This window comes from Isoptericola cucumis (genome assembly GCF_014635665.1).
In the GTDB taxonomy this organism is placed as follows: domain Bacteria; phylum Actinomycetota; class Actinomycetes; order Actinomycetales; family Cellulomonadaceae; genus Isoptericola; species Isoptericola cucumis.
On record NZ_BMDG01000010.1, the window covers coordinates 41401 to 55535 of the forward strand.

The 14135-nt window shown below is 73.9% G+C and carries 10 protein-coding genes; 7 read left to right on the plus strand and 3 right to left on the minus strand.

Annotated elements, in window-relative coordinates; genetic code table 11:
• Positions 1–80: 80 nt before the first annotated feature.
• Together sucD and sucC are read right to left on the minus strand one after the other, a co-directional pair.
• Entirely contained in the window at positions 81–977 is an 897-nt protein-coding gene (gene sucD / locus IEW03_RS14420; RefSeq protein ID WP_188524400.1) for a succinate--CoA ligase subunit alpha, read from the minus strand.
• Between the two features lie 36 nt (positions 978–1013).
• Positions 1014–2183: an ADP-forming succinate--CoA ligase subunit beta gene (gene sucC, locus IEW03_RS14425; protein WP_188524401.1), complete on the minus strand. Its 1170-nt coding sequence runs from the start codon at positions 2181–2183 to the stop codon at positions 1014–1016.
• Positions 2184–2447: 264 nt separating this feature from the next.
• On the opposite strand from sucC, the gene IEW03_RS14430 reads away from it, so the two are divergent.
• The 7 genes from IEW03_RS14430 to IEW03_RS14460 all read left to right on the plus strand — a co-directional run bounded on the left by IEW03_RS14430 (position 2448) and on the right by IEW03_RS14460 (position 11350).
• Positions 2448–2657 carry a helix-turn-helix domain-containing protein gene (locus IEW03_RS14430; RefSeq protein ID WP_188524402.1) on the plus strand — a complete coding sequence of 70 codons (210 nt, stop codon included), beginning with the start codon at positions 2448–2450 and terminating at the stop codon, positions 2655–2657.
• Positions 2657–3208 (plus strand): Clp protease N-terminal domain-containing protein, encoded by a 552-nt coding sequence (locus IEW03_RS14435; RefSeq protein ID WP_188524403.1) that lies wholly within the window; start codon positions 2657–2659, stop codon positions 3206–3208. The genes IEW03_RS14430 and IEW03_RS14435 overlap by 1 nt, the downstream gene beginning before the upstream one ends.
• 286 nt (positions 3209–3494) lie before the next feature.
• Positions 3495–5171, plus strand: coding sequence for a potassium-transporting ATPase subunit KdpA (kdpA, locus tag IEW03_RS14440; RefSeq protein WP_188524404.1), 1677 nt, complete (start codon positions 3495–3497; stop codon positions 5169–5171).
• Positions 5168–7402: a potassium-transporting ATPase subunit KdpB gene (kdpB, locus tag IEW03_RS14445; protein ID WP_188524405.1), complete on the plus strand. Its 2235-nt coding sequence runs from the start codon at positions 5168–5170 to the stop codon at positions 7400–7402. Before kdpA ends, kdpB begins: the two co-directional genes overlap by 4 nt.
• A 122-nt stretch (positions 7403–7524) precedes the next feature.
• Entirely contained in the window at positions 7525–8118 is a 594-nt protein-coding gene (gene kdpC / locus IEW03_RS14450; protein WP_229738191.1) for a potassium-transporting ATPase subunit KdpC, read from the plus strand.
• 14 nt (positions 8119–8132) lie between these two features.
• Positions 8133–10649 (plus strand): sensor histidine kinase, encoded by a 2517-nt coding sequence (locus IEW03_RS14455; RefSeq protein WP_188524407.1) that lies wholly within the window; start codon positions 8133–8135, stop codon positions 10647–10649.
• The gene (locus tag IEW03_RS14460; protein ID WP_188524408.1) at positions 10646–11350 is read left to right on the plus strand and encodes a response regulator; all 705 of its coding nucleotides are present in this window, start codon (positions 10646–10648) and stop codon (positions 11348–11350) included. Before IEW03_RS14455 ends, IEW03_RS14460 begins: the two co-directional genes overlap by 4 nt.
• 25 nt (positions 11351–11375) lie before the next feature.
• Here IEW03_RS14460 and IEW03_RS14465 read toward each other — a convergent pair whose 3' ends face one another.
• Positions 11376–14084 (minus strand): UvrD-helicase domain-containing protein, encoded by a 2709-nt coding sequence (locus tag IEW03_RS14465; protein WP_188524409.1) that lies wholly within the window; start codon positions 14082–14084, stop codon positions 11376–11378.
• Positions 14085–14135: the final 51 nt, after the last annotated feature.

Consider the following 14135-nt stretch of genomic DNA (forward strand, 5'->3'; position numbering starts at 1 on the left):
GGGCGCACGCCGGTCCGCAGACGACGACGGCGCCCGCCCCCGGCGAGGGGACGGGCGCCGTCGTGCTGCGGCTCGTCAGGTCAGAGCGACTGCAGGATGCCGCGCATGAGCTCGGCGGTCTCGGACGGCGTCTTGCCGACCTTGACGCCGACGGCCTCGAGAGCCTCCTTCTTCGCCTGCGCGGTCCCCGCGGACCCGGACACGATGGCGCCGGCGTGGCCCATCGTCTTGCCCTCGGGGGCGGTGAATCCCGCGACGTAGCCCACGACCGGCTTGGTCACGTGCTCGGCGATGTACGCGGCCGCACGCTCCTCGGCGTCGCCGCCGATCTCGCCGATCATGACGATCGCCTTGGTCTCCGGGTCGTTCTCGAAGGCCTCGAGCGCGTCGATGTGCGTGGTGCCGACGACCGGGTCGCCGCCGATGCCGATGGCGGTGGAGAACCCGAGGTCCTTCAGCTCGTACATCATCTGGTAGGTCAGCGTGCCCGACTTCGACACGAGCCCGATCGGGCCCTTGCCGGTGATGGTGTGCGGGGTGATGCCGGCGAGCGACTCGCCCGGCGTGATGATGCCCGGGCAGTTGGGCCCGATCATCCGCGTGGACTTGCCCTGCAGGTAGGCCCAGACCTCGGCCGAGTCCTGCACCGGGACGCCCTCGGTGATGACGACGATGAGCGGCATCTCGGCGTCGACGGCCTCGATCGCCGCGTCCTTGGTGAACGCCGGGGGGACGAACAGGACCGACACGTTCGCGCCCGTGGCCGCCATCGCCTCCTTGACGGTGCCGAAGACGGGGAGGGTGACGTCGTTGCCCTCGTGGTCCTTGTGGCTCACGGTGGTGCCGGCCTTGCGGGCGTTCACGCCGCCCACGATCTGCGCGCCGGAGTCCAGCATCAGGGCGGTGTGCTTGGCACCCATCCCGCCGGTGATGCCCTGGACGATGATCTTCGAGTCGGAGTTGAGGTAGATCGACATGGTGTTCTCGTCAGCTTTCGAAGTCGTCGCGGGCGATCAGAGGTGGGCCAGCTCGGCAGCCTTGGCTGCGCCGCCGTCCATGGTCTCGGCGAGGGTCACGAGCGGGTGGTTCGCCTCGCGCAGGATGGCGCGGCCGAGCTCCACGTTGTTGCCGTCGAGGCGCACGACCAGCGGCTTGGTGGCCTCGTCGCCGAGGATCTCCAGCGCGCCGACGATGCCCTTGGCGACCTCGTCGCACGCGGTGATGCCGCCGAAGACGTTGACGAACACGCTCTTGACCTGCGGGTCGTTCAGGATGACGTCGAGCCCGTTGGCCATCACCGTCGCGTTGGCGCCGCCGCCGATGTCGAGGAAGTTGGCGGGCTTCACGCCGCCGTGCTCCTCGCCGGCGTAGGCGACGACGTCGAGGGTGCTCATCACGAGGCCCGCGCCGTTGCCGATGATGCCGACCTCGCCGTCGAGCTTGACGTAGTTGAGGCCGTTCTCCTTGGCCTTGGCCTCCAGCGGGTCGGCCGAGTCCTTGTCCTCGAGCGCCTCGTGGTCCGGGTGACGGACCTCGGAGGCGTTGTCGTCGAGGGAGACCTTGCCGTCGAGGGCGATGATCGCGCCGTCCTCGGTGCGGACCAACGGGTTCACCTCGACGAGGGTGGCGTCCTCGGCCGTGAAGACCGTCCAGAGCTTGCGGATGACGTCGGCGACCGGGGCCTTGAGGTCGTCGGCGAAGTTCGCGGTGTCGACGATCTCGCGCGCCTTGGCCTCGTCGATGCCGACGATCGGGTCGACGGCGACCTTGGCGAGCGCCTCGGGGCGCTCGACGGCGAGCTGCTCGATCTCCATGCCGCCCTCGACGGAGCACATGGCGAGGTAGTTGCGGTTCGAGCGGTCCAGCAGCACCGAGAAGTAGAACTCCTCCGCGATCTTCGCGCCCTGCGCGACCATCACGCGGTGGACCGTGTGGCCCTTGATGTCCATGCCGAGGATCTCGGACGCCTTCTCGGCGGCCTCCTCGGGCGAGTGCGCCAGCTTCACGCCGCCGGCCTTGCCGCGGCCGCCGGTCTTCACCTGGGCCTTGACGACGACGGTCCCGCCGCCGAGCTCCTCTGCACCTGCGCGAGCCTCTTCGGGCGTCGTCGCGACGACGCCGCCGAGCACGGGAACGCCGTGCTTCTCGAAGATGTCGCGAGCCTGGTATTCGAACAGGTCCACCCTGCTGCGTCCTTCCATCGGTGGTGCCCCTGGGTCGGCAGAGGCCGGCACGAACGATGTCTCGACGTCAAGACATCCTCGAACAGGGTAGTCCGACCCGCGTCCGGTCGGGGACGCCGGGCCTGGAATCCTCCCGCGACCGTGAGCGATCCCACATCCTCGGCCGGGCGGCCGGCCCCGGGGAGGTGTGTCCGCCGCGGTCCGGACGGCTCCACGCGTCAATCGGGGTTGACAGGCCGGCGAGTCGTCAACCATGGTTGACACATGAGCGAGAACACTCTCGTCGGCTCCGCGGCCGGCGACGACCCCGCAGCAGGCCTGCGCGCCGTCCGCGCGCTGCGCGACCTCGCCGACCGTCTCGAGACGCTGCAGGTCGGGCGCGCCCGCGACCTGGGCTGGTCGTGGCAGGAGGTCGCCGACGCGCTGGGCGTCAGCAGGCAGGCGGTCCACAAGAAGCACGGCAGGAGGATCTGATGTTCGAGAGGTTCACCAAGGACGCACGGTCCGTGGTCGTCGACGCGCAGCAGGTGGCGCGCGAGCTGCGGTCCGCGACCATCGACACCCGGCACCTGCTGGCCTCGCTGGCCGGCTCGGCCGACGGCGCCGCGGCGCTGCGGGCCGCCGGGCTGGACCCGGCCGACGTCGCCGCACGGGCCCGGCGGGACGTCGCCGCCGGCGAGCCGCTCGACGCCGACGCGCTGGCCGCGGTGGGCGTCGACCTCGACGAGGTCCGGCGGCGCACCGACGAGGTCTTCGGCACCGGGGCGCTGGACCGGGCGGGCTCGGCGCACGCGCGACGCGGCAAGCACGTCCCGTTCACCACGGACGCGAAGAAGGCGCTGGAGCTCGCGCTGCGCGAGGCCGTCCGCCTGAAGGACTCCGGGATCGGCAGCCGCCACCTGCTGCTCGGCATCCTGCGCGCGGACTGCCCCGGCGGCCGTGTGCTGGCGGCCACGGCCTCGGACGCCGGAACGGACGTCGCCGCCCTGCGCGCCGCCGTCGAGCGGGACCGCCCCGCAGCCTGACCAGCGGGCCGCGTGGCGTCAGCGGGGCGTCAACGTTCACGCCCGGGGCGTCAAGGGTCCGTCAGGGACCGGCCGGAGCCCTGCCCGGCGGGACTAGACCAGGCCGTATGAGCGATCTCGCCTACGTCCTGCTCACCGTCGCGTTCTTCGCGGCGGTGGCCTTCGTCGCCCGCCGGAGGTCCGCATGACCCTCGTCGACGCCGTCTTCCTCGGGCTCATGGTGGCCACCCTCGCCTACCTCCTCGTCGCGATGCTGCGCGACGGCCGGGAGCGCTGAGGCATCCCGATGAGCCCCACGACCCTCACGATCCTCGCGGCCGGCGGGCAGCTGATCCTGCTCCTGGCCCTGCTCGGCGCCGCGCACGCCCCGCTCGGCGCGTACATGGCCCGCGTCTACTCCTCGTCGCACCACACCCGGCTCGAACGGGGGTGGTACCGCGTCGTGCGGGTCGACCCCGACGCGCAGCAGCACTGGCGCTCCTACCTCATGTCGGTGCTCGGGTTCTCGCTCGCCTCCGTGCTGGCCCTCTACGGGCTCGGCCGGCTGCAGGACCACCTGCCCTGGGACCTCGGGTTCACCGGGCTCGACCCGGCCGGCGCCTGGAACACCGCCGTCAGCTTCACGACCAACACCAACTGGCAGTGGTACTCCGGCGAGGCCGCGGCCGGGCACCTGCTGCAGATGGCGGGGCTCGCGGTGCAGAACTTCGTCTCGGCGGCCGTCGGCATGTCCGTGGCGATCGCCCTGGTGCGCGGCTTCGCCCGGTCCGGCACCGACGCCCGGATCGGGAACTTCTGGGCCGACCTGACCCGGTCCGTCGTGCGGGTCCTGCTGCCGATCTCGGTCGTCGCCGCGCTCGTGCTCGTCGCGAACGGCGTGATCCAGAACCTCGACCCGCACACGGCCGTCACCACGATGACCGGCGGCGCCCAGCACGTGCCCGGCGGGCCGGTCGCCTCCCAGGAGGCCATCAAGGAGCTCGGCACCAACGGGGGCGGGTTCTTCAACGCCAACTCGGCCCACCCGTTCGAGAACCCGAACCCGGTGACCAACCTGCTGGAGATCTTCCTCATCCTGCTCATCCCGACCGCCCTGCCGCGGACCTTCGGGATCCTGGTCGGCGACCGCCGGCAGGGCTGGGCGATCCTCGGCGCGATGACGGGGCTGCTGCTCGTCGCGATCGCCCTGACCACGTGGGCCGAGCTCGCCGGTCCCGGTGCCGCCCCGCAGGCCGCGGGCGCCGCGACGGAGGGCAAGGAGACCCGGTTCGGCCTCGCCGCGAGCGCGCTGTTCGCCGTCGCGACGACCGGGACGTCCACCGGCGCGGTCAACGCCATGCACGACTCGTTCACCGCACCCGGCGGCGGCGTGGTGCTGTTCGACATGCTGCTCGGCGAGGTCGCCCCGGGCGGCGTCGGCGCCGGGCTCTACGGGATGCTGATCCTGGCGATCCTGGCCGTCTTCGTCGCGGGCCTCATGGTGGGCCGCACACCCGAGTACCTCGGCAAGAAGATCGGTCGCGGCGAGATGACCATCGTCGCCCTCTCCGTGCTCACGACGCCGGCGATCGTGCTGGTCGGCACCGCGGTCGCCGTGTCCGTGGAGCCGGGCCTGGCCGGCGTCCAGGAGCCCGGGCCGCACGGCCTGACCGAGGTGCTGTACGCCTTCGCGTCGGCCGGGAACAACAACGGCTCGGCCTTCGCCGGGCTCACCAGCGGCACGCCGTTCTACAACACGATGCTCGGCCTGGCGATGCTCGCGGGCCGCTTCGTGCCCATCGCGCTCGTCCTCGCGCTCGCCGGCCGCCTGGCGTCGCAGCGCAGCGTCCCGGCGTCGGCCGGCACCCTGCCGACGCACCAGCCGCTCTTCGTGGGCCTGGTCGCGACGGTCGCGCTCGTCGTCGTCGGCCTCACCTTCGTCCCCGTCCTGTCCCTCGGCCCTGTCGCGGAGTCCCTGTCATGACCCACACCACCCTCACCCAGGCCCCGGCCCCCGCCGGCGACGCCGGCTCCCCCCGCCCGCCGCGGCGCCGCCCCGGCCGCGCCCTCACGTGGGCACAGGTGTGCTCCGCCCTGCCGGGCGCCCTGCGCGGCCTCGACCCGCGCGCCCTGTGGCGCACCCCCGTGCTGCTCGTCGTCGAGGTCGGAGCGGCGGCGACCACGGTCCTCGCCGTCACCGACCCCGACGTCTTCGCCTGGTCGGTCACCCTCTGGCTGTGGGCGACGGCGCTGTTCGCCGCCCTCGCGGAGTCGATCGCCGAGGCGCGCGGCCGCGCGCAGGCGTCCTCGCTGCGCGCCACCCAGCAGCAGACGACGGCGCGCAAGGTGCTGGCGCCCCTGGACACGATCGGGGCCGCGACCGGGCTCGGCGACCTGCCCACCACCGACGTCCCCTCGGGGAGCCTGCGGGTGGGGGACGTCGTCGTGGTCGTCGCCGGCGAGACGATCCCCGGCGACGGCGACGTCGTCGAGGGGGTCGCGTCGGTCGACGAGTCCGCCATCACCGGCGAGTCGGCGCCCGTGATCCGCGAGTCCGGCGGCGACCGGTGCGCGGTGACGGGCGGCACCGTGCTGCTCTCGGACCGGATCGTCGTGCGGGTCACGACACCCCCGGGCCAGAGCTTCGTGGACCGGATGATCGCCCTCGTCGAGGGCAGCGAGCGCCGCCGCACCCCGAACGAGGTGGCGCTGAACCTGCTGCTGACGTCGCTGACGGCGGTCTTCGTCCTCGCGGTCGCGACGCTGCAGCCCTTCGCCGTCTACAGCGGGTCGCGCCAGGACGTGCTGGTGCTGGTCGCGCTGCTGGTCTGCCTCATCCCGACGACGATCGGGGCCCTGCTGTCGGCGATCGGCATCGCGGGCATGGACCGGCTGGTGCAGCGCAACGTGCTCGCCGTGTCGGGGCGCGCGGTCGAGGCGGCCGGCGACGTCGACGTCCTGCTGCTCGACAAGACCGGCACGATCACGTACGGCAACCGGCGGGCGTCCGCGCTGCTGCCCGTCGGCCGGGTCCGCGAGGCGGAGCTCGCGGCGGCGGCACGCCTCGCGTCCCTCGCCGACGACACCCCCGAGGGGCGCAGCGTCGTGGACCTGGTGGACGCCCGGTTCGGCGTGCCCGACGTGGTCGACGGCGGGTGGCACCTCGAGGGGGGCGGGCTCCCCCAGGGCAGCGAGCTCGTCGCGTTCAGCGCGCAGACCCGCATGTCGGGCGTCGACCTGCCGCTCCACCCGCACGTCGACCCGCTGGTCGACCCGCGCGTGGGCCCCGACGGCACCGCCCCCGGCCCGCGCCGGATCCGCAAGGGCGCCGCGTCCGCGGTCCGGCGCTGGGTGGGCAGTACCGGCGCGCGGGTGCCCCAGGACGTGGCCGCGCAGCTCGCCGCGCACGTCGACGCGGTCTCGCGCGCCGGTGGCACGCCGCTGGTCGTCGCCGAGCAGGTCGGCGACGCGCCCGCGCGCGTGCTCGGCGTCGTGCACCTCAAGGACGTGGTCAAGGACGGCATGCGCGAGCGGTTCGACGAGCTGCGCGCCATGGGCATCCGCACCGTCATGGTCACGGGCGACAACGCCGTGACGGCGCAGGCGATCGCCGACGAGGCGGGCGTGGACGACGTGCTCGCCGAGGCCACGCCGGAGGACAAGCTCGCGCTGATCCGGCGCGAGCAGGAGGGCGGTCGGCTGGTCGCGATGGCCGGCGACGGCACCAACGACGCTCCCGCCCTCGCACAGTCCGACGTGGGCGTCGCGATGGCGTCGGGCACGTCGGCCGCGAAGGAGGCCGGCAACATGGTCGACCTCGACTCCGACCCGACGAAGCTGATCGAGATCGTGGAGATCGGCAAGCAGCTGCTCATCACCCGCGGGGCGCTGACCACGTTCTCCGTGGCGAACGACGTCGCGAAGTACTTCGCGATCCTGCCGGCGATGTTCTCCGGGCTGTTCCCGCAGCTCGCCGTGCTGAACGTCATGCAGCTGGGCTCGCCCCGGTCCGCGATCCTCTCGGCGGTGATCTTCAACGCCCTGATCATCCTCGTGCTGGTGCCGCTGGCGCTGCGCGGCGTGCGCTACCGGCCGTCGTCGGCGTCCGCGCTGCTGCGCCGCAACCTGTGGGTCTTCGGCGTCGGCGGGCTCGTCGCGCCGTTCGCCGGCATCAAGCTCATCGACCTCGTCGTCTCCCTGATCCCCGGCCTGTGACGCCGGCCCGCGCTGGAGGAACCCTCATGACCGACATCGACACCCCCGCCGTCCCCGACCACGCACCCCGCACCCCCGCCGCGGGAGGCTCCCTGACCCGGCAGACGCTCGCCGGCGTGCGGATGCTGCTCGCGTTCACGATCCTCCTGGGGCTGGCGTACCCGCTGGCGGTGACCGGGGCCGGGCAGGCGCTGTTCGGCTGGCGGGCCGACGGGTCGCTTGTCACGGCCGACGGCGCACCCACCCGGGACCGGGCCGAGGCGGCGGGCTCCGCGCTGCTCGGCCAGCCGTTCGACGGGCCGGAGTGGTTCCACCCGCGACCCTCGGCGGCGGGCGACGGCTACGACGGGCTCGCGTCCGGGGGCTCCAACCTCGGGCCGGAGAGCCCCGAGCTGGTCGCCTCGATCGAGGCGAGGAGGGCCGAGGTGGCGTCCACCGAGGGCGTGGACCCCGCCGACGTCCCGCCGGACGCCGTCACCGCGTCGGGGTCGGGTCTCGACCCTCACGTCAGCCCCGCGTACGCCGCGATCCAGGTCGACCGGGTCGCCGCGGCGCGCGGCCTGCCGGCCGACGACGTCCGCGCGCTGGTGGCCGACCACACCCACGGGCGCACCCTCCGGGTCCTCGGCGACCCCCGCGTCGACGTGCTGGCGCTCAACCAGGCGCTCGACCAGGCGCCCGACCAGGCACTCGACCGGGCGCCCGCGAGCAGGTGACGGACAATGCCCGCATGACCACTCCCGCTCGCCGGGGCCGGCTCACGGTCTACCTCGGCGCCGCGCCCGGCGTCGGCAAGACGTTCGCCATGCTCGACGAGGCCGAGCGGCGCCGCGCCCGCGGCACCGACGTCGTCGTCGGCCTCGTCGAGACGCACGGCCGCGCGGCGACGGCCGCCAAGACGGGCGACCTGGAGGTGGTCCCCCGCCGCCGCGTCGCGCACGGGGGCACCACGCTCACCGAGCTCGACGTCGACGCGGTCCTCGAGCGCGCCCCGCAGGTGGTGCTGGTCGACGAGCTGGCGCACACCAACGCCCCCGGCTCGCGCCACCCCAAGCGCTGGCAGGACGTCCGCGACCTGCTCGACGCCGGCCTGGACGTCGTGACGACGGTCAACGTGCAGCACCTCGTGTCCCTCACCGACGACGTCGAGGCGATCACGGGCGTGCGGCAGCGCGAGACCGTCCCCGACCAGGTGGTGCGGGACGCGGACCAGATCCAGCTCGTCGACCTGTCGCCCCAGCAGCTGCGGCGGCGGCTCGCGCACGGGAACGTGTACCGGCCGGAGCAGGTCGACGCGTCGCTGCGGCAGTTCTTCCGCGAGGGCAACCTCACCGCGCTGCGCGAGCTCGCGCTGCTGTGGCTCGCCGACCGGGTCGACGACGCCCTGACCCGGTACCGCACCGACAACGACATCGCGAGCACCTGGCCCGCCCGGGAGCGGATCGTCGTGGCGGTCACCGGCGGCGAGGAGAGCGAGACCCTGCTGCGGCGCGGGGCGCGGATCGCGCAGCGCGCCGCCGGGGCCGAGCTGCTGGCGGTGCACGTGCTGACGACGGACGGGCTCCCGCCCGCGCCGCCGGCGGCGATCGCCGCCCAGCGTGCCCTGGTCGAGTCGCTCGACGGCACGTTCCACACCGTCGTCGGCGAGGACGTGCCGTCCGCGGTCGTCGACTTCGCCCGCGGCGTGAACGCGACGATGGTCGTCGTGGGCGTGTCCCGGCACTCGCGCTGGCGCCAGGCGCTGCTCGGGTCGTCGAGCGCCGAGATCGCCCGGCTCTCCGGAGCGATCGACGTGCACCTGGTCACCCACGAGCGGGCCCGCTCGGGCGCCGGCCTCCCCTCGCGGCTGTCGTCGCTGTCCCGCACGCGGCTCGTCGCGGGCTGGGTGGCGGCAGTCGTGGTGCCCGCCGCCTGGACGGCGGTCTTCGCGGCGCTCGGCCGGGGCGCCGTCTCGCTGCCGACGGAGCTCATGATGTTCCTCGCCGGCGTGGTCGGTGTCGCCCTGGTCGGCGGGCTGTGGCCCGCGGTGGCGGCGGCGGTCGTCTCGTTCTTCTGCCTCAACTGGTTCTTCACGCCGCCCACGGGGCTGCTCACGGTCGCCGACCCGGAGAACCTGCTGGCGCTCGTCGTGTTCGTGCTGGTCGCGGCCGCGGTGGCGTCCGTGGTCGACCTCGCGGCGCGCCGCACCGTGCAGGCGTACCGGTCGCGGGCAGAGGCCTCGGCGCTCGCCGCACTCTCCCGGTCGGTGCTGCGGGGCGAGGACACCGCCGACGCGATCGTGCAGCGCCTGGCCCTCACCTTCGGGCTGGACGAGGTGCGGCTCGACGAGCGCGACGACCCCCGGTCCCCCTGGTCCGCCGCCGCGCACGCCGACCGGGGCACCGGCGCGGCCACGCCCGCGCCCGAGGACACGACGACCGAGGTGCTGATCGACGACACGCACCGGCTGGTGCTCACCGGCCGGGTGCTGCCCGCCAGCGACCGGCAGGCCGTCGAGGCCTTCGGCAACCAGGCCGGCATCGTCCTCGAGCACCGCCGGCTGCGGGAGCAGGCCGCCGCGGCCCGCGACCTCGAGCACGCCGAGGCCACCCGCACCGCCCTGCTCGCCGCAGTGTCGCACGACCTGCGCACGCCGCTGACCGCGATCCGCACCGCCGTCGACGGGCTCGCCATGCCGGACGTCGAGCTCGACGACGAGGACACCGCCGCCCTCACGACCACCATCCAGGACCAGGCCCTGCGGCTCGAGCGGCTCATCGACAACCTGCTCGACCTCTCCCGCCTGCAGACGGGGTCGGTGCGGCCCGTGCTGCGCGCGACGTCGCTCGACGAGGTCGTCCCGCCGGCGATCGAGCCGTGGCTCGGCTCCCTGGACCTCGACCTCGGTGAGGACGTCCCGCTGGTGCGCACCGACGGCGGGCTGCTCGAGCGGGTCGTGGCGAACGTGGTGGCCAACGCCGTGCGACACTCCCCACCGGGCGTGCCGGTGCGGGTCGCGGCGTCGGCCGGCGCCGACGACGTCGAGATCCGGGTGGTCGACACCGGCCCGGGGGTCCCCGACGACCGGAAGGACAGCATGTTCCAGCCGTTCCAGCGCCTCGGCGACACCGGCACGGGCCTCGGGCTCGGCCTCGCGGTCGCCGACGGGCTCGCGCAGGCGGTCGGCGCCACGGTCGTCGCCGAGGACACCCCCGGTGGTGGGCTCACGATGGTCGTCACGGTGCCTCGCGCGGGCGGCCCGCGATGACCGCGACCGGCGGGTCCCCCGGCAACCGCGTGCTCGTGGTCGACGACGACGCCGGGCTGGCGCGGGCGCTGGCGATCAACCTGCGCGCGCACCACTGGGACGTCACCGTCGCCACCACGGGAGCGGCGGCCCTCGACGAGGCCGCCGCGTCGCACCCCGACGTCATCGTGCTGGACCTCGGCCTGCCCGACGTGTCCGGCCTGGACGTGCTCGCCGGGATCCGCGGCTGGAGCACGGTGCCCGTCGTCGTGCTCTCCGCGCGCCAGCTCGGCGAGGACAAGGTGGACGCGCTCGACGCCGGGGCCGACGACTACGTGACCAAGCCCTTCGCGATGAACGAGCTGCTGGCGCGGCTGCGGGCCGCCGTCCGGCGCTCCCAGCCCGCCGAGGTGACGTCCGACCCGGTGGTGACCGCCGGCCGCCTGCGGATCGACCTGGCCCGGCGGGTGGTCGAGCGCGACGGCGCGGAGGTGCGGCTCACGCCCACCGAGTGGTCGCTGCTGGAGGTGCTCGTGCGCCACCGCGGGCGGATGGTCGGGCGCAAGCAGCTGCTGCAGGACGTCTGGGGTCCGGGCTACGACACCGAGACGAACTACCTGCGCGTCTACACGGCGCAGCTGCGTCGCAAGCTCGAGGACGACCCCGGCGACCCGCGTCACCTGATCACCCACCCGGGCGCGGGCTACCGGTTCGAGGTCTGAGCCCTCCGCGACGCCCGGGCCCTGCTCAGAGCTTGGTGACCGGCGAGTAGCGCAGCAGCAGGCGCTTGGTGCCGTCGGCGCCGAAGTCGATCCTCGCCACCGCGTTGGTGCCGGCGCCCTCGAGCGACGTGACGGTCCCGACCCCGTACGCGTCGTGGGTGACCTTGTCCCCGACGGCCAGGGACGGGATGTCCCCGTCCTTGCGCGGGGTGGCCGAGCCGAACGTCGCACCGGTGCCCGATCCTGCACCCGGCCCCGTGCCCGCCTCGTTCTTCGGCCGCCCGATCCTGCCGCCGACCCCGGACGACGGCGGGCGCCGCTCGGCCCCGCGCTCCGCGGTGCGGCCCGCACGGCGCTCCGAGCCCCAGGTGCGCCGGTCGCCCCAGGCGGAGCCGCCGCGGCGCAGCACCTGCGTCGACGACTCGCGCCGGCGCCAGTCCCACAGCTCCTCGGGGATCTCCTCGAGGAACCGGCTGGGCGGGAACTCGTTGGCCATGCCCCACGCCGAACGGGTGGCCGAGCGCGTGATGTACAGCCGCTCGCGCGCTCGGGTGATGCCCACGTACGCGAGCCGGCGCTCCTCGGCGAGCTCCGAGTCGTCGTGCAACGAGCGCATGTGCGGGAACGTGCCGTCCTCCATGCCCGTGAGGAAGACGACGGGGAACTCGAGCCCCTTGGCCGTGTGCAGGGTCATCAGCGTGACGACGCCCTGGTCCTCCTTGGGCTCCGCCTCCGCCTCCCCGTCGGCCACGTCCTCGTCGGGGATCTGGTCGGCGTCGGCCACGAGGGACACCCGCTCGAGGAAGTCCGCCAGGTCACCCTCCGGGTCGAGCTCGGTGAACTCGGCCGCGACGGCGTGCAGCTCGGCGAGGTTCTCGACGCGGGAGGCGTCCTGCGGGTCGTCGGACGCGCGCAGCTCCGCCAGGTATCCGGTGCGGTCCAGGACGGCGCCGAGGATGGTCGCGGGCGTCTCGCCGGCCTCCACCAGGGCGCGCAGCTCGCGCATCAGGTCGCGGTACGCCAGCAGCGGCTTGGTGGTGCGGGTGGTGAGCCCGGGGATCTCGTCGGCGCGCTCCAGCGCGCCGCCGAACGAGATGCGCTCCCGCTCGGCGAAGCCCGCGACCATCGACTCCGCCTTGTCGCCCAGCCCGCGCTTGGGCACGTTGAGGACGCGGCGGAGGTTGACGTCGTCGTCCGGGTTGGCGAGCGCACGCAGGTAGGCGACGGCGTCCTTGATCTCGCGGCGCTCGTAGAAGCGCGTGCCGCCCACCACCTTGTACGGCAGCCCGACGCGGATGAGCACCTCCTCCAGCGCCCGCGACTGGGCGTTGGTGCGGTAGAACACCGCGACGTCGCCCGGTCGCACGCCGTCCGAGTCGCCGAGCCGGTCGATCTCCTCGGCGACGAACCGCGCCTCCGCGTGCTCGTCGTCGGCGACGTAGCCCACGACCTTCGCCCCCGCGCCCGCGTCGGTCCACAGCCGCTTGGGCTTGCGGTCGGCGTTGCGGGAGATGACGGCGTTGGCCGCCGACAGGATGGTCTGCGTGGAGCGGTAGTTCTGCTCGAGCAGGATGGTCGTGGCGTCGGGGTAGTCGGCCTCGAACTCCACGATGTTGCGGATCGTGGCGCCACGGAAGGCGTAGATCGACTGGTCCGCGTCGCCGACGACGGTCAGCTCGGCGGGGTCGAGCACGCCGGCGGCGTCGTCGACCGGCTCGTCCGTCGAGGCGCCCGCGAGCTCGCGCACCAGCACGTACTGCGCGTGGTTGGTGTCCTGGTACTCGTCGACGAGGATGTGCCGGAAGCGGCGGCGGTAGTGCTCGGCGACGTTCGGGAACGCCTGCAGCAGGTTGACCGTGGTCATGATGATGTCGTCGAAGTCGAGGGCGTTGGCCTGCGCCAGCCGCGCCTGGTAGCGCCGGTAGACGTCGGCGAGCACCGTGTCGAACGCCGGCCCCTGCGTCGGCAGCGACCCGGACCCGGCGCGGGCCGCCCGCTCCCGCCACCCCTCCTCGGTCGCGTCGGCGCCGGAGCTCTGGGCGTACGTGTCGGGGTCGATCAGCTCGTTCTTGAGGTCGCTGATCTTGTGCGCGAGACCTCGGGCCGGGTACTTCTTCGGGTCCAGGTCCAGCTCGCGGACCACCAGCGAGACGAGCCGCTGGGAGTCGGCGGCGTCGTAGATCGAGAAGCTGCTGCGCAGCCCGAGCGTCTTGTGCTCCTTGCGCAGGATGCGCACGCACGCGGAGTGGAACGTCGAGACCCACATCCGCCCGCCGGCCGGCCCGACGAGGCTCACGACCCGCTCGCGCATCTCGGCCGCCGCCTTGTTGGTGAAGGTGATCGCGAGGATCTCCCCCGCGCGCGCCCGCCCCGTCGCCAGCAGGTGCGCGATGCGGTGGGTCAGCACGCGCGTCTTGCCCGACCCGGCGCCGGCCACGATGAGCAGCGGCGACCCGTGGTGCACGACCGCGGCCCGCTGCTGCGGGTTCAGACCGTCCAGCAGCGCGTCCGGGTCGAGGTGGGAGAACGCGCCCCCGGCCCGCGGCGCGGGCGCCGCGGCGCCCTGCCCCTCGTGCGCCGTCGACGCGGCATCGCGCACCCAGTCGGGCGCGCCCGCCGACGGGTCGGCGGCGTCGTCGTCCCAGCGCGGGGCGAGGGACGGCAGGCGCGCGGTGTCGTCATTCACGGCGTGGTCGAACCCGGGCAGGGAGAGGCTGTCGAACAGGGAGGTCATCGTGGACCAAGCCTAGGCTCTGCGACCGACAACCCGTGCCCCGCCGACCGG